This window comes from Mesobacillus harenae (assembly GCF_013343715.1).
GTDB lineage: Bacteria > Bacillota > Bacilli > Bacillales > Cytobacillaceae > Mesobacillus_A > Mesobacillus_A harenae.
Genome location: NZ_JABUNR010000015.1, coordinates 104,030 through 120,753, shown reverse-complemented (window position 1 = coordinate 120,753; position 16,724 = coordinate 104,030). Strand labels below are relative to the sequence as shown.

12 protein-coding genes and 1 pseudogene are annotated in these 16,724 nt (G+C 35.9%); 2 read left to right on the top strand and 11 right to left on the bottom strand.

Annotated features, from left to right (window positions below):
- Positions 1-137 precede the first annotated feature (137 nt).
- On the top strand, positions 138-1,172 hold the full coding sequence (locus HRJ06_RS17965; protein ID WP_174734343.1) for a M14 family zinc carboxypeptidase: 1,035 nt from the start codon (positions 138-140) through the stop codon (positions 1,170-1,172).
- A gap of 339 nt (positions 1,173-1,511) precedes the next feature.
- On the opposite strand, the gene HRJ06_RS17960 is transcribed toward HRJ06_RS17965, so the two are convergent.
- The 5 genes from HRJ06_RS17960 to HRJ06_RS17940 form a co-directional block, all read right to left on the bottom strand.
- The gene (locus HRJ06_RS17960; protein ID WP_174734342.1) at positions 1,512-3,068 is read right to left on the bottom strand and encodes an ABC-F family ATP-binding cassette domain-containing protein; all 1,557 of its coding nucleotides are present in this window, start codon (positions 3,066-3,068) and stop codon (positions 1,512-1,514) included.
- Between the two features lie 748 nt (positions 3,069-3,816).
- A complete protein-coding gene (locus tag HRJ06_RS17955; protein ID WP_174734341.1) occupies positions 3,817-5,499 on the bottom strand; it encodes an AIPR family protein in 1,683 nt (560 codons plus the stop codon).
- A gap of 65 nt (positions 5,500-5,564) precedes the next feature.
- On the bottom strand, positions 5,565-6,545 hold the full coding sequence (locus tag HRJ06_RS17950; RefSeq protein WP_174734340.1) for a hypothetical protein: 981 nt from the start codon (positions 6,543-6,545) through the stop codon (positions 5,565-5,567).
- Positions 6,546-7,089: 544 nt separating this feature from the next.
- On the bottom strand, positions 7,090-7,443 hold the full coding sequence (locus tag HRJ06_RS17945; RefSeq protein WP_174734339.1) for a magnesium chelatase domain-containing protein: 354 nt from the start codon (positions 7,441-7,443) through the stop codon (positions 7,090-7,092).
- Positions 7,425-8,003, bottom strand: coding sequence for a transposase (locus tag HRJ06_RS17940; protein ID WP_174734338.1), 579 nt, complete (start codon positions 8,001-8,003; stop codon positions 7,425-7,427). Before HRJ06_RS17940 ends, HRJ06_RS17945 begins: the two co-directional genes overlap by 19 nt.
- A 768-nt stretch (positions 8,004-8,771) precedes the next feature.
- On the opposite strand from HRJ06_RS17940, the gene HRJ06_RS17935 reads away from it, so the two are divergent.
- Positions 8,772-9,569, top strand: coding sequence for a hypothetical protein (locus tag HRJ06_RS17935; protein WP_174734337.1), 798 nt, complete (start codon positions 8,772-8,774; stop codon positions 9,567-9,569).
- A 114-nt stretch (positions 9,570-9,683) separates the two neighbouring features.
- Here HRJ06_RS17935 and HRJ06_RS17930 read toward each other — a convergent pair.
- From HRJ06_RS17930 to HRJ06_RS17905, 6 genes and pseudogenes are all read right to left on the bottom strand, one after another.
- A pseudogene (locus HRJ06_RS17930) lies at positions 9,684-10,413 on the bottom strand (ABC transporter ATP-binding protein).
- Positions 10,414-10,704: 291 nt separating this feature from the next.
- Positions 10,705-12,072: a fibronectin type III domain-containing protein gene (locus HRJ06_RS17925; protein ID WP_174734336.1), complete on the bottom strand. Its 1,368-nt coding sequence runs from the start codon at positions 12,070-12,072 to the stop codon at positions 10,705-10,707.
- Between the two features lie 548 nt (positions 12,073-12,620).
- Positions 12,621-13,616, bottom strand: coding sequence for a UDP-glucose 4-epimerase GalE (gene galE, locus HRJ06_RS17920; protein WP_174734335.1), 996 nt, complete (start codon positions 13,614-13,616; stop codon positions 12,621-12,623).
- A gap of 146 nt (positions 13,617-13,762) precedes the next feature.
- A complete protein-coding gene (locus HRJ06_RS17915) occupies positions 13,763-15,163 on the bottom strand; it encodes a lipopolysaccharide biosynthesis protein (RefSeq protein WP_174734334.1) in 1,401 nt (466 codons plus the stop codon).
- Positions 15,163-15,813 carry a CatB-related O-acetyltransferase gene (locus tag HRJ06_RS17910; RefSeq protein ID WP_174734333.1) on the bottom strand — a complete coding sequence of 217 codons (651 nt, stop codon included), beginning with the start codon at positions 15,811-15,813 and terminating at the stop codon, positions 15,163-15,165. The genes HRJ06_RS17915 and HRJ06_RS17910 overlap by 1 nt, the downstream gene beginning before the upstream one ends.
- Before the next feature lie 7 nt (positions 15,814-15,820).
- The gene (locus tag HRJ06_RS17905) at positions 15,821-16,723 is read right to left on the bottom strand and encodes a glycosyltransferase family 2 protein (RefSeq protein ID WP_174734332.1); all 903 of its coding nucleotides are present in this window, start codon (positions 16,721-16,723) and stop codon (positions 15,821-15,823) included.
- Position 16,724: the final 1 nt, after the last annotated feature.

Here is a 16,724-nt window from a genome sequence, read left to right as displayed (position 1 = left end):
TATAAAGACTATAGGCCCACTTATCTAGTAAATCTAGCTCATTTATTGATTGAATCTTCACAATATATTGAGTGATAGACAACTCCCCCTTATAATGGAACTGCCTGGTTATTTCCAATTAATAAGGGGGAGTTTTAATGAAGAAAAAATTGCTCACACTTTCTTTGTCTGCTGTTCTTGCAAGCTCGGGCCTGGGGCTTACAACGTCGTTTGCTACTGGCAATGGTCCGGATGTCAATGGAAACGAAACGGTGCAAACTGCGATGCTGACTACCTATGATGGGATGGCTAGTCTTCTACAAAAGGAAGCTGAAAGACAGCGGCAAATGGAGCTCGAGGTGATTGGCCAATCGGTAAAGGGCCGTGATCTTTATCTTGCCAAATACATGTCTAACCCAGAAAACCCAACCATTCTTTTTCTTACTCAGCAGCATGGGAACGAAGCCTTAACAACTGAGGGAGCACTCGATTACATACGTCATCTTGGCTCAAACTCGAAACAAACACAGGATATGCTAAAGAACGTAAATATCCTGATTGTCCCAATGTTAAACGTTGACGGTGCAATGGGCGATGTGAATTTCTCGCTTGAGAACTATATGGCGAGCGGACGCCATCTAACTCGCTATAATGCAAACAGAACGGACCTGAACCGTGATCACGTAAACAAGGTTGCACCTGAAACACAAGCATTGCACAACAATGTCCTCCAAAAATACGATATTGATTATATGATTGATTTTCATCACCAAGGGACTCAGGAGGATTACTTTGGGAAGTTAACAACGGGTTCGGTACTGGCTCCTTATCACCCAGATGTTGACCCAGATGTCTTGCTTGGCTCGAAAAAATTAGCTTCAGTCCTGTTAGAAAGTGTAAATTCTAAGGGCTGGGGATTTGTATTGAAATATGATGAACCATCCACCAATATAAGCGTTGCCTCCAATGCAATGGCTCTTCAGTATGGAATCTCTGTGATGCTGTTTGAAATGCGCGGGATGGCAGATCATTCGTACGAGCCGTATGTTCTTGGTCAAAAATCGAACGGTTATTTAATCAAGCAGGCCTTTGATGCGATGGATTCTACCGCAAAAGCACTTGCAAACGGGTCTATTTTAACGGCTGATCCTGCTGTATATGATAACCTTCCTGAGCAGCATTATAGTTATTAGAAAATAGTAAAGACCTGAGTTTGGTGTTCCACTGGACTCAGGTCTTTTTATTTTCCACCCAGTATGAAAGTAAGGACTCGTGGTTTCCGTTTTACACAATCATTTGGTTAGTATTATAACAATTTGGTAGCTACAAATTTTTATATATCGCAGAAATACTTCAAAGACTATGACTGATCCACGACAAGAATGTATTCAAGAGCTGGCAGGAGTTCGTTTTAGCAAAACCTTTAATGTGGCGTACCCTAATATGGGTAAAAATAAGGAACAATTACTCCTCGATTAGCTTGGTGAAGGTTTAAAAAAGAATCCCCTGCATTTATGCATGGGGAGAAGTCACTATAAAGCTTTAGTTGTCCATGATTCTACGTCCCAAATATCTGTTACTACGTCTTGGTAAAACTCAGGTTCATGAGAGATAAGGAGCATGCTTCCCTTATACGACTTTAATGCTCGTTTAAGCTCAGCTTTTGCGTCTTTATCCAAATGGTTGGTTGGCTCATCGAAAATAAGGACATTGCTTTCTCGGTTAAGGAGCTTGCATAACCGGACTTTCGCTTTCTCTCCACCACTTAAAACCGATATTTTACTTTCAATGTGTTTTCTAGTTAAACCACATCTTGCAAGAGCAGCGCGTACCTGTCCTTGGCTTAAATGAGGAAACTCATTCCATATTTCTTCGATGCACGTGTTCTGATTATCCGTTTTCACTTCTTGTTCAAAATAGCCAATATACTGGTGTTCACCACGTTCAAGTGTACCAGAAAGAGATCTTATTTCTCCAAGCATGCTACGAAGGAGTGTCGTTTTACCGATCCCATTGGCACCAACTAAGGCCACTTTTTGTCCACGCTCGATATAAAGATTTAACGGTTTGGATAGTGGCTCTTCGTAACCAATGATAAATTCTTTCGTCTCAAAAATTAATTTACCAGAGGTTCTTGCTTCTTTAAAGTTAAAATCAGGTTTTGGTCGTTCCTGTGCTAATTCAATAACATCCATTTTATCGAGTTTTTTCTGTCTGGACATGGCCAGGCTACTAGTAGAGGCCCTTGCCTTATTACGGGCTACAAAATCCTTTAAATTAGAAATCTCTGATTGTTGTCGTTTAAAAGCAGCTTCTACTTGTATTTTTTTAGCCTCATAGACAGTAAGGAAATTGTTGTAATCACCGATGTAGCGATTTAATTCTTTATTTTCCAAATGGTAGATGACATTAACTACGCTATTAAGAAATGGTATGTCATGAGAAATCAATAAAAAGGCATTTTCGTATTCTTGCAGGTAACGTCTTAACCACTCAATGTGTTGTTCGTCTAAATAGTTTGTAGGCTCATCTAAAAGAAGAATATCTGGCTTCTCCAGTAAAAGCTTGGCTAATAAAACCTTCGTTCTTTGCCCACCGCTTAAATCATGAACATCTTTTTCTAATCCTACATCCTCAAGACCAAGTCCCCGTGCCACTTCTTCTACTTTAGAATCAATAATATAAAAATCATTATTTGTTAATATATCTTGTAATGTACCAACTTCCTCTAACAGCTTTTCCATTTCTTCAGGTGTAACGTCAGCTAACTTTCCATAAATGGTATTAATATTCGATTCAACGTCAAAGAGATATTGAAAAGCTGTATTTAGTACGTCACGGATTGTCAGTCCTTTTTGTAAAACAGTGTGTTGATCAAGATAACCAACCCGTTGATTCTTAGCCCACTCGACTTTTCCATCATCAGGCTGAAGTTGCCCTGTGATGATATTCATAAACGTCGATTTACCTTCACCGTTAGCCCCAATTAAAGCGATATGTTCACCTTTTAACAAACGGAAGGAAACATTATCAAAGATCGTACGATCGCCAAATCCGTGGTTTAGGTCTTTAACTGTTAATATACTCATATATTCAACCTCATTTAAATTTCATTTTATTTTATTTAGGAAATATCTATATATTCGTTCACTCGATTGTTAGAAAGTCAATATTTGACTATAACACAGATAATGGAATAGTTAAATGGTTTAAATTGGGAAATCCATTGATTGGGAACCAGGTGCCGTAAAGAAGTCGAAAAAAACTCTTCCTCCAGCACTTTACCTTTCGACAAATCCCGAGGCGTTACTGTGACAATACTTCTTCCGCTTCTCTCCTCCCTCGGCCCCTCATAATAATCCAAAGACGGTTTATGTTTAGATAACTAGGCGGAACTGATTGAGCGTATTTATATAAATGATAACTGCTCCAAGGATAATATTCAGGCTGCTTAACCATCTTTGCTGCAACTGGATTCAAATGAATATAGCGACTGACCTCGAGGTGAAAGTGGTTTGTCATAAGACAGGATGCTAGTTCAAATGGGTATTTCTCATGGAACTCGGCCATTTCACCAAGGAACAAAACCCCATGATTCGAAAATGATAAAAAACTATATATAGAATTAATTCCATCCTCAAAACACTAGATATTGTATCTTTTTTCTTTTTATAATGATGTTTTTGCAAAAATAGATACTATGCGTGTTAGATGTATTTATAAATGAAGACAACAAAAAAGCCCACTACCACTTAGGTAATGGGTCCATATATAATAGAAGAAACTGACTGTTCCACCACATCCATTAGTTAAAAGTCTACATTATTATTGTTAATACTATGCAGTTTGACGATTGACATATTCCTTATGAATTTCCTTGCACTTAGAAAGATTTTTAAAAAGGCTTGCTAACATTGATTCAGGATACTTTTCTTCTGCAATCGTTGTAAGTTCCTGAAGTATATTTTGAGTTTTATCCTTTATAAGGTCCTTTTGTTCTTCCGTAAGTATTTGAGATTGGTCTTTTGCCATTATTTCATATAATTCTCTAAAAACTAAATTAGCCACAAATCTATTACCATGAATTGCATATAGTCTTTCACGACCAGTATATTCCTTTTCAGACAACCCTTCCTCCACAGTACGCAGTATTTGTACCTGTTTCCATAATTCTATACTGTTTACACTAGCATTGAACAATTTCTTATATGGAGCCTTTTCAATATCATCCCAAAGTTTACCAATTTCCCTCTTAGCCTGTACTGCCAAATCAATATCTATTTGGTTACAAGCCCTTGCAACAGTTGCCTCCACAATATCAAAATTTTCTTCACTGCTTTGAGCAATTTCCCCAGATTTATATACGTAATTTATACCATGTAATTTTAGTTCGTCTTTTATACGTTCTTGCTCTGGATCCAATGCTACAAAGTCTCGTTTTTCTATTCGATTTTGTGTATTAGTATTTCTTGTAATCTCCCTCTCAAACACTTCTGGACTATCTTTTAATTGAATAAATCTTATATTTACAACAGCTTTTTCAACATTTTCTATATTACTTCTAGCAGCCTTCGCTATTGATCCAGCTGTTTGAGCACCATTTACTATTTTCAGATCCTCAACTTCAAATATTCCATACTCCCTTTTTGCCCCACCTAAAGGTTTCTTTTTAATGGTTGAACACAATGCTGTAATTCCATTATTATAGTACCAAAATTTCTCGGGTTCATTTTTCAGCGTATTAGTGATGTTATCATTTACATCTGTATCTCCTAAAAACATCCTGATATTAGGGGAGAAGAGCCTTGGATAGTATTCTTCCCACCACTGTGCTATATCACTAGCCGCTACCTGTCCATAATAAGCTTTATTTGGTTCTTCAATACTTCCCCAATTCGAAATTGCTACGTCTACCTTAATTGGATCCCCTTGTGCTCCTTTAGCTATCATATGATAAAGGTTACTTTGCTTTAATGTTTTAAATGTAACAAAATCTGAAGAATCATTTAATTCTTCTAAAAAGGAACGGATATCTTGTTCCACATCTGCACTTAAATCCGATTGGCCGGTATACGAAAGAACTAACATAAAGTTGGTATTGGCATTTCTAAGTGCTTGCTCAATTTCTGTACTTCTTTTATTAATTTTTTCATTAAACCTTTCAAACCTTGGAACAATTAAATCTCTTACGCCCTGTAAAAACTTTTGAATTTCACCTCTATCAACACTGCCCGTTCCATCATTTCTCCATTTTGATTGCACTAATAAAAGCAGGTTTTCCTTTTGGTTATAGTAAAAACCATCAATTCCGTTATCACCGTAACCGTCTGTGACACTAGAACCTGCTTCCTCTGCCGTAATATCACATAATGACATCATAGTATATGCAGCAACCGATCTTGTTAAGAATGCATTTGTCTGATCATGTTCACTTTTACCCTCATAATCTTTTAGGTCAATTTTCTCGTTGAAAGTTTCAACCAAATAATTTTTTATAACGCCCATATGAAATTGGCTCATATATTTATCCCCCAAATACACAAATTTAGCTATTATATAACATACGTTTTCTTAACACTTAGATTTCAAATACTATCTTCTTGCTCTTTTTCCATATACTCTTCCCGTATCTGAGAAAGTGTCTTCCCAGTCTCCTGATGAACAGCGAACACATAAGTCTGAATACTAGACCAGCCAAATAGTTCCTTTAACCATTTCTGCATGGAGATTTCTTCGCCATTAACCTCAACGTTCCCATTAGGCAAAAGTGTGCCTTCATCATCCCGACCTTTTGCAACGATCGTATCACCGGCTTTAACCACGCCCCATTCAAGCATTTCATTAATTTTAGGCAGCGCTCTCCGTGTGAAGCCCTTTTTCTGGGAACTACCTTTTATAGGGCTGTCTAAGAAATTCACATAGTAATCTTTATATGTACTTAATGGTAAAACCTTTTCAATATTTATATACACTTGGTCGGTAATTTTGTATGGTATCATTTTAAAGCAACTGATATCAACATTATTACTATTCAGCCAAGCAACAGCCGATAAAGTTTGTTCATCATAGTCAGATGAAACTAGTATGATTTTTTGATTCTTATTAAAGTTGCTCTCTGCACCATTTTCTCGCAAAAACTCAGTCAGTTTTCTAGTCCCAAGCTCTGCACTAGTTAACGAGCTCTCTTCAAATTCATTACGATATTTTTCGATGTATGGTGCATAAATTTTATTAACCAAATCCTCTGGATCCTCAATCGTTGCATAACTGGCTGCATATCGTATGGCTTGAAATTCAAAGGCCTCTTTTCGCCCTTCGATATCCCTACGATCTCTTTTAATTTCAACTAAAACAATATTTCCCTTATTATCAACAGCCGTAAGATCACTAATTCCATGCTGGGCGTTTCTAACTTGCTTACCAACAATGAGCATCGATTCTTCTTCATCACATATCATATCGATATTTTTTCGAAGCAATTCTTCGATATAACTTTCTTTGTAATTAAGTTCTGCAAAAGTAGTTGCGCCAATTTTTATTGCCTTATCATTGGATACATTGTACATATTGGGTGCCTCCCCAAAAAGACTAGTCAATTTTGATAATTTTACCATATCATATTTTGCGTAAATATGACTACTGTAACTGCTAGACTAGAGTAACAGTTTTTGCTAGATAATAATGAACACCTTTTCATCTATAATACCCTTAGTTAAGCTATGATGATATTTTCATCATAGTCATTAGTTAATAACTCAATAAAAAAGGTTTAAGGTAGCAGCCATCTTCTAGAAATTAGGGATATCTAAAAACACAGTTTATAAATACCTGGAGATGTCATTTGATGAGGCAACGGAATTAAAAACCGGAGAACAATTTTTGAAGCAAAAGTGTTCAAACTTAGTGAGCAAAAACTGTTCATAACTACTTGACGGTTACACCTATGAACCTCGTTGTAAATCATCAATCTTTCCACTCCTATTTATTCCTCACTTCCATAGATTGCATTAAGTATATAGAAAGTGGGTTAATTAAGGTAAACTGTTGATTCTTATTTGTTGAAATTTGTTTATCCTTATTTGTGGAAAACTGTTGATTCTAGTTTATCGTTTACAGCTGCACTCTCCCATCCAGCGATAAAGCCCCGATAAAACCTGTATAATCCGGGTTGTCAGCTTTAAGTTCACCAACACTCTGCAGCACGCTAATGGCCATTGCTTGGTCAAACATCGGACCGTTCTTTTTCATTTCGGCCGGTGAAAGATGAATGATTATTTTTTGTCCCAATAGAGAAATGCCGAGAGAATGCAGCACAGCAGATACCCTTTCCTTCGATTCCTTGACCGATGCATCAGGGAGCCCGACAATGATAATCGCATCCATTCCCGCCAGCGCCTTTACCTCTACTTCTACCAGGTACCCGTCAATCCCTCTTAATCCAATGCTTACCGCTCTTGCGCACATGCTTTTCCCGCCCCCTCATTCATGGTAACTTCTTTCTCAACGAATCTTTTATAGTGTTCTTCATGCGGTTCTCGAAAATAGGATAACGTTTTATTGGGGTTTACATGGGGATTATTCTGAAGACTTATATAGGAGGGATAACTGCTCAAACGATAATCAACAAGATTGGAGATCATTCTGGCCTCCAATGGATTCCGATGGATATAACGGCTTACTTCCAAAAAATAAGCATCTGTCTCAATGAGCCTGGCTCCATAACGGCCCTGGAAAACATGGCCATCTGTTCTTAAGCGCTGATTTAAATAAACGGCATAACGGGAATGCATTTCTTTCATGATGTGCTGGATATGATGGCAGGTGGTTTCAAGCTGAAGGTGAAGGTGGTTGGTCATTAAACAGTAGGAGTGTAATACAAAAGGCATCATGCTGCGGACATCTTCCATAATAGAAAGATAGGTTTCATAATCAATTGGATCGGTAAAAATCGCTGCCCGCCGATTCCCCCTGGCCACAATGTGGTACATGGCTCCCGGATACCAAATCCGAGGCTTCCTGGACATAAAAAAACCTCCTTTAAACACGCAAATATAAGAACGTGTGTTCCATTAATATTTTATGCCTTTTCCTCAGCCTTGTCAATACATGGAACCAGTCACAGACTCGTATTCTTATCGGCTGAAATGACGTAAGGTTCTATCTACAGAAAAAGAGACGTCACTTACCCAGTTTTCCCTAAGTAAATAACGCACACCATGGCCTGGCACCTTATTATAAAATAAGAGCTAGTCCTACATAGAGGACCAGCATCCTTTATCTCTCCGGATCAAAATTACACTAACCCCTGACCCTTTAACACGTACCCAGGGTCAGGCACCCAGATTTAAAAAACCACTTGCTGCCTTATTTCTTTACCAAATTAACGCACCGGGGGTCAGGCACCTTGTTTTGAATTATATACGGACATTATAATCGACTAATTCTGGACAGGCAATACCGTCAACTTACGGTTATTTAAGGGTGTCAAAAACACTACTCCGCTCCTCGGCGAAGCTACTTGATCCTTATTTGAAGGTAGCGGAAAAATTAAACAGTTAACCCGGTTCATTGCTATACAGCAAATGCCACGGATTACCATATCTTTATAAATGCGCAGCTTTTTCTTTTATGGACTTTTTTAATTATTGGATTGGGAGAATGGCACTAAAACTTCATAAAAGGAAAGGTAGTATATTGCAGAAGTGAACGTTGATTATACTAAGTAAGATAAAAGAATTATATAATATAATTCTAGTGGTTAGTTCAGGATTACTTGAAGGCGAGGTGATTAAATGATGTTAGAATATATAAAAAAATATAAATGGTTGATATTCTGTGGGGTCTTATTATTTTTAATTAGTCCTATAATAGTAAATGTTATTGTAACTCTTAAACCACCTTTTGGTATGGCAGTAGCAGAAAACAATGATTGGATTGGATTTTTCGGAAGTTTTTCTGGTGCACTAGTTACCTTAGTTGGTTTAATAGCTACCATATTATATACACACTATCAATATCGAGACCAGGATAGAAAGAGAATACAGCCATATTTTAGGATCACTCAATTTAAGAGTGAGGAAATACTAAAATTAGATAAAGATAAATATAAGTTAGGTATTGAGGCTGGATTTGCAGAAATTAAAGAGAGACCTAAGGATTTGTACTTGAAAGAAATTGAGTTTCATGGTGAAGTCAAAAACATTGGCCTTGGAAATGCGGTCGAAATTGGAATAAAAGATTTAAAACTAGAGAATAGAATATTAAAAACAAACGACCTTCAAGTACTGTCCACATATGCGCTTGAAGTATTAGAAATAGGTGAGAAATTTTATTTCGAAATAAGCCTTTTTGGACTAGTATTAGAGGAGAGTTATTTTACCACCGATTTTTCCAAAGCATCCGCGGACTTCGAGCAACAGAAAATTTCCCACCTTCCTAAAATAACATTTTCGTTTATTTTTACTTTTCAAGATTTGTTAGGTAATAAATATAACCAACAGGTTACATCCACTATTCAAATTGATTATCTTTTTGAGCAACACTACGGTCCATATTATAAAAGTGTAGATCCTCCCAAATTAATAATTTAATAGGGAGTTCAGAGTCCTAGTAGGATACCACCACTCTTTTAATTATAGAAGAGTGGGGACAGTTCTGAGCTTGCCAATCGGCAAACCCAGAACCGTCCCCATTTAGCCACCCAATTAATGAATACTTAAATAAGCTCCCTGCACGATTTCATTTCTCGCAAGTTCACTCGGCTTTCCTTTAATCCTTATTTTGCCGTTTTCCAACAGGTATCCCCAGTCGGCGACTTGCAGGGCTGCTTTGGCGTTTTGTTCGACTAAAATGATAGTAGTCTCTGATTGTTTGTTTTAGCTGATACAAGGTTTCAAAGATTTCTTCCACTATAATGGGTGCAAGGCCAAGAGATGGTTCATCGAGCAGCAAAATCTTCGGCCGTGCCATCAGTCCTCTTGCAATTGCCAGCATCTGCTGCTCTCCACCGCTCAAAGTACCTAAAGCTGCTTTCTCCTTTCTTTTAAACGAGGAAAGAGCTCGTACATTCTTCTATATCCTCTTCAATTCCTTTTATGACAGCTTTTGATGCCACGTATCCTTTATAACGGTTAAAAGCGCCAAGCCGCAAACTTTCTTCAACCATTAATTCAGGAAACATCCCTCTTCGTTCCGGAACAAGGCTTATACCTGTATAGGCAAGCTTTTCGGCCGGAACTCCGGTAATATTTTTTCTTCTAAAATCACTTGTCCCGATTTTGGAAGCAGCAAGCCTGCGATTGTATTCAATAAAGTAGATTTGCCGGCACCATTTGTCCCGATGATTGTACTAAGCTGTCCCTCTTTTATTTCCAGATTTACTCGTTTTAATGCATGAATGCTTTCACGGTACACATGCAAGTCGTTGACCTTCAAGACTGTTTTCGCATCCTCAGAAACATCCTAATACCTTTAAAACGCGGAATAGTTGGTGTAAGAAGAATAGGATATATTTCTTGAGAGACAAATTGACATTTGCCTATTTATATTTCTAAAAGGTTTAGTTTTGTTTTTTCATACATTTCTTCTTTAAAAGTACCAGACTCAGGAACTTACTGCCTTCTGTAATCCATACCCCTTGAAACAGAGCCAGTGAAAAAAATTTCTAACACCGAAGTATACAAAAAGCACCAACCACAAAATAAAGTTGGCGCTTTCTTAAAGAATCTATAACTTATAATAAGCAGTTTTTGTAAATGAACTATAATGCTTCTTTCCATTTACGACTTTATACGACCTGACTTTATAATAATACGTTTTGCCCTTCGCAAGAGATGTATTCGTAAAGCTTACTGTTGAACCGGATGTGATTGCTTTTACTTTGGTGTAGGTTCCGGTTTGTGAGGTGGATCGGTAAATCTCGTATCCGGATGCTTCATTGACTTTGGACCAGGATACTTTCAGCGAGGTGCTTGACACTTTCCCCAATGTGATTTTAGCTGGCGTGGCCAGCACTGGAATTGCACTCACTATGCCAGAGAATGAACTGTACACTTTTTTGCTTCCGATTGTCCGGTACGCCCTTACCTTATAGTAATAGGTTTTACCTGTTGCAAGGCTACCATTAATATAAGAACCTGTACTGCCGTTGGTAATGGTCTTTATTTTTGAATAGGTTCCGGTTTTTGAAGTTGCCCGGTATACCTCAAATCCTTGAGCTCCGGATACTAGTCCCCAGCTGACCTTTATAGAGTTGTATCCAGCGGATGCTGCTTTAGCTGCAGGGACCGGCAATACAGGCGCTGCACTTGTTACACTTGAATAGGAACTATAATTAGTTTTGCCGGACACAGTCTTGTATGACCTTATCTTGTAATAATACTTCTTTCCATAGGAAAGCCCGCTGTTTGTATAGCTGAAAGTACTATTGTTCGTTGTAGTTGTTACTTTTCTGTAAGTCCCAGTTGAAGAGTCGGCCCTATAAATCTCATAGCCTGTTGCCTCAGGTGATTTAGTCCACGTGATCCTGACTCGGTCATATCCCGCTAAAGCAGCCTTCGAGGAAGTACCAGCAAGAACTGGGATTGCACTCACAATAGTAGAAAATGAGCTGTATACCTTTTTGCTATATTGATACTGATAAGCCCTAACTTTGTAATAGTATTTCTTCCCTGTTTGCAATCCGCCGTTTGTGTAACTTAATGATTGAGGATAATCAAGGGTTGCAATCCGTGTATAGGTTCCGGTTGAACTATCCGCTCTGAATATCTCATATCCTACGGCATCAGGTGAAGGTCCCCAGGTTAACTTTACGCTCTTGTACCCGGCTGATATTGCTTTTGGAGATGTTGGAACCTTGAAAACAGGCTTTGCACTAACAGTTTGGGAATGCTGACTTTCGATCTGCTCTCCGTCTACCACCCGATACGATTTGACCTTGAAATAGTGCGTCACTCCAGGCTCAAGAAAATCTATCGTAACACTTAACGCACCGGGGGTCAGGCACCCTGTTTCGAAAGCATTTCTTTTAACTGTGTTTTTCATACATCGAATGAATGTATTTGTCCCATAAAGTTTTCTTTCCTTCTTACTCAAAGTTGGAAAAAACTTAATTTTTCTTTAAGCTTTCTAGTCAAAATATCATTTAGATGATGTAAGCCATTAGCAATATTTTTTAGTCTAGAAGTTACAAAACACCAGCAAACGACAAAACCGCACTAACCAAAAGTAAAAAACAGATCCACCGCATCCCCAACAAACCCGTGAAACATATCTGGGAACTTTAATCGAGGAGTATTGTGCCATTTATCATTAGAAAAAACAAAAACTCTGCAAGATAGCTCCCACAGAGTTTAACAACACAAATGTGAAACGTTACGTGAAACAAGATTTTCCGGGGCGTCACTGTGATGGAAACCTCAAGATGATATTACCAAATATACAATGGTAGTAAGCAATGACAAACTATATGAAATCTTACTTAAATATCCTCATAGAATGTTACGGTTAAAAATAACTACCATGCTTATTGACTTAGAAGAGGGTAAAATTATTGATGAGCAGATATTAAATTCATAAAAATATTAAGCATAACAAATATACCCGCCAAGCATTATGCCTAGCGGGTAATTTGCTAAATCACACTATTCTTTATAATTCTTTTCAAAGTGCCAAGCGTCACGGCACATGGATATAATATCACGTTTTGCTGTCCAACAAAGCTCTCTTTTAGCTTTTGAAGCATCAGCATAACAAGAAGCGATATCTCCAGGTCTCCGCTCTAATATTTCATAAGGAACTTCAGTACCATTTGCTTCTTCAAAAGCTTTCACTAATTCTAATACGCTGGTACCTTGACCAGTTCCTAAGTTATAAACATGAGCACCAATCTTGAGATTATCTAACGCTGCAACATGCCCTTCTGCTAGATCCAATACGTGAATATAATCTCTTACACCGGTTCCATCTATTGTTGGATAGTCGTTCCCAAAAACTCGTAATTTCTCTAATTTCCCCTTAGCAACCTTAGTTACATATGGCATCAGATTATTTGGTATACCATTAGGTACTTCACCAATTAAGCCACTTTCATGGGCTCCGACTGGATTAAAATATCGAAGAAGAGCAACTGAAAATTCTGGATTTGCTTTAGCTATGTCAGTTAGAATTCGCTCACTCATTGCTTTCGTTTCACCATATGGATTGGTTGTTGGTAAAAGATCCATAGTTTCAACAAAAGGAACTTTATTATCTCCGTATACAGTTGCAGAGGAACTAAATACAAACCGATTCACATTATATTTCTGACAAGCTTTTGCAAGAACCATAGTACTAACAATATTGTTATAATAATAATTTAAAGGTATGTCTACTGATTCTCCTACCGCCTTTAACCCCGCAAAGTGAATAACTCCGTCAATCTTGTAATTTCTGAAGATACTATCAATAGCTTCTGCATCTGTGACATCAATCTCGTAAAAAGTTACTTCTTTATTAGCTATATCCATGATTTTCATAACAGTCTCACTCTTGCTATTAGAAAGATTATCAGCAATAATGACTGAATGTCCTTGTTTCAGTAATGCAACACAAGTATGGGATCCTATATATCCTGCACCACCTGTTACTAATATGTTCATTGTATTTATACACACCTCACTTCATATATTAGCTAAATCTCTTTATTAATTAGTACTATAAAGACAATTTTAACTATAAGAATAATGCATCTATTACTCATATTGAGTATTGCTCAATGCTTTGAATGGTTCTCTGCTCTCTTAATTCATTTAAGAATAACCCTTATTGTCTTTGGAAAAACATATATACATACTCCCAATGCAAGCATCCATCTTAAAACTGTTATATCAATTATTAGATAGTAAGTACAACTTGTTATAACAACACAAATCATAGGAAATAGAAATACCTTTTTCCCAATCAACCTTGAATTAACTCTCCTAATTATGAAATAGTGTAGCAATAAAGAAAACAAGTATGAAACTAGAGTTGTAAAAGCAGCACCAATTGCCCCATAAATTGGTATAATAATTAGATTTAACAGTATATTTACTACTGCACTCAAAGCACTGATTGTTGCTATTACTTTTGTTTTCTTATAGTAATATTCGACGTCCATATAAAATGATGTATAATATATAATTAAAGATGAAAAAACAATAAACGGAATAAGATATATACCTTCCCAATACTCCGAAGTTGTCATGAATTTTAAAACTTCAGGAGAAACCAAAACAATGGACATTGCAATTCCAGTTACAATAAAAATATACTCTTTTGCCCTTTGATTAATGGTAGTTACTGATCCTTTTTTCATTTCATTTGTAAACCATGGTACCCATATACTTGCAAAAACACCTGTAAATAGATTTAGAACCATTCCAAAATTATATACTAAGCTGTATATTCCTGTTTCTGACGCACTTCTCATTTCCGTTAACATTATTCTATCAACTTGAGCAAGTATGATCTCTGACAGTGAATACGCAATTAATGGTAAAGACACATTAATTGCGTATTGCCAATATTCTTTATTATAAAATGTTTTCCCTTTAAACATTACTACAGTTATTAAAATGAGCCCAATTAACAAAAAAAACATTGCATTTGGAATTATTCTTCCTAGGTGTTCATTTTCCTTAAAGACATATAGTATTAGCGGGATTGCCGTAATAATAGTAATAAAGTTTGGTAAAATCATTAAGATGGTTCTTTTAATATATTTATATTCCATCATATATTTAGCTATCATACAGTTTATAACAAAACTGGAAAACGCTTGTATAAAAGCTAATATAAGTATAGTTTTTGTTAGTTGCAATTCTATAAAATTGCTAATAAAAATGGTAAAAGTCGATATTAAGAAAAAGCTGACTACTGATAATGTAAACATTGAAGAAATATATTTATTAATAGATTCTAAATAATCCACAAATGCCATTCTAATAGAGTTAGTCATACCTAAACTTGCTATTACAGTAAAAATTGAAACCCAAGCCAAATAATTATTCACAATTCCATAATCTTCTGTAGATAATATCCTTGTGAAAATTGGTATTGTTATAAAAGCTACTGCCTTGCTAAATATCCCACCAAAGCCATAAAAAATTGTAGCATTTAAATTTTTATTATTTTTAAATTTGGATATTCCTTTAATTTTCTTCATTATAAGTCAGGTTCATTCCAAAAGTCTTTTTTTATGAAAATCCCTTTCATTTTTCTTATATCTTTTAAAGGTAATTGGGTCCAGTTTATTTTTCTTAGATACTCAACGCTTTTTTCATCAAACCTTTTTTTTATAACCTTTGCAGGAGTTCCCACAGCTATTGAATATTCCTCAATGTCCTTTGTAACAACAGCACCAGCACCTATAATTGAGCCGTTGCCTACTTTGACTCCATCCATAATAACTACATTTGCCCCTATCCAGCAGTCATCACCTATAATTGTTTTCTTTGGCTTTGATTCAAAAAATGCAGGAACACCAAGAATATTGTTTTCACTATAAATCCTAGGTGAAGTACTCATGTAATTTATCGGATGTTGACTAGCTCCAATAACACAATTCGATGAAATGGATGTAAACGTTCCTATTTGTGTATTGGTAATGTTACAATTTGAATTTATATAACTGTAGTCTCCAACCACCGTGCCTAGTGACAAAGAAGTTTCAAAATCTATAATGCACTCTCTTCCAATTTGACATGAATTACTTATGTTATACGTATTTATTATACTTTCTGAATTCTTATATTTAAGACGTATAAGCTTAAAGTGATTGACAACATATCTAGGTATAAAATCTTTAAGTTTCAATTCTACTTCACCTTTCATGTAACTTTATAGATCTATAAGCTATTCCAATAGGATATAAACAAATGGTGAGTATCTTATACGGATTATTTCTAAAAATAGGCTCCTTAGCTTTTATAGAAAATCCTATATATTTTATAATAGAAATTATTTTCCGCTTTATTTTTAGTCCCCTAGATAAATATTGAGACATTCTAGCATGTTGCAAATAATAAAGTCTATATCCCTTAGGATTATTTAGCATTAATTTTTTGGCGTTAGTAGTATATCCATCGTCTAGATATTCACACAGGTAAATAATATCCCTTAATATTAACATCTTGTAATGTTCATCAATTTTCATCCATATATAAGCTTCAGATATAAATTTTTCTCCTTCTATATATGGGAATGGAAATTTTTTCAATACGTCTGTTCTATAAACTACAGCTAAATCACCTTTATAACTATATTTGTTATAAAGGTTATAAAGGGTTTCTGTTTTAATCTCTGGAAGCATAGTTCCACCTATAGGAGTATACGTTTTTACATTTCCTCTCATTGCAATTATACCGCTTAAATTCTCACTCTTCTCTTGTGTCCAGGAAGTAATTAATTTTTCTATTGCAGATTCCGTTATATAATCATCGGAATCTACTATAAAAAATAAATCTGTTTTACAATTATTAACACCCGTATTTATAGCTTGCATTTTACCTTTATTTTTTGTTTTTATATAAGTAATGTTAAGAATATTTTCCTTCTTAAAGGATTCTACGACATCTCTAGTTTTATCTGTGCTTCCATCATCTACTATTAACCAATCAAAATTCTTATATGTTTGTAATTTTAAACTACTGTATAAATTGTATAAAAGATCAGCTCTATTATATGTGGGGGTAAATACAGTAATTGTAGTCTTTTGATAACTCATT

Bases quoted from the DNA above. Each gene is read 5' to 3' on its own strand.
- HRJ06_RS17965 (WP_174734343.1), top strand. From the start codon at position 138: ATGAAGAAAAAATTGCTCACACTTTCTTTGTCTGCTGTTCTTGCAAGC.
- HRJ06_RS17960 (WP_174734342.1), bottom strand. From the start codon at position 3,068: ATGAGTATATTAACAGTTAAAGACCTAAACCACGGATTTGGCGATCGT.
- HRJ06_RS17955 (WP_174734341.1), bottom strand. From the start codon at position 5,499: ATGAGCCAATTTCATATGGGCGTTATAAAAAATTATTTGGTTGAAACT.
- HRJ06_RS17950 (WP_174734340.1), bottom strand. From the start codon at position 6,545: ATGTACAATGTATCCAATGATAAGGCAATAAAAATTGGCGCAACTACT.
- HRJ06_RS17945 (WP_174734339.1), bottom strand. From the start codon at position 7,443: ATGTGCGCAAGAGCGGTAAGCATTGGATTAAGAGGGATTGACGGGTAC.
- HRJ06_RS17940 (WP_174734338.1), bottom strand. From the start codon at position 8,003: ATGTCCAGGAAGCCTCGGATTTGGTATCCGGGAGCCATGTACCACATT.
- HRJ06_RS17935 (WP_174734337.1), top strand. From the start codon at position 8,772: ATGATGTTAGAATATATAAAAAAATATAAATGGTTGATATTCTGTGGG.
- galE (WP_174734335.1), bottom strand. From the start codon at position 13,616: ATGAACATATTAGTAACAGGTGGTGCAGGATATATAGGATCCCATACT.
- HRJ06_RS17915 (WP_174734334.1), bottom strand. From the start codon at position 15,163: ATGAAGAAAATTAAAGGAATATCCAAATTTAAAAATAATAAAAATTTA.
- HRJ06_RS17905 (WP_174734332.1), bottom strand. From the start codon at position 16,723: ATGAGTTATCAAAAGACTACAATTACTGTATTTACCCCCACATATAAT.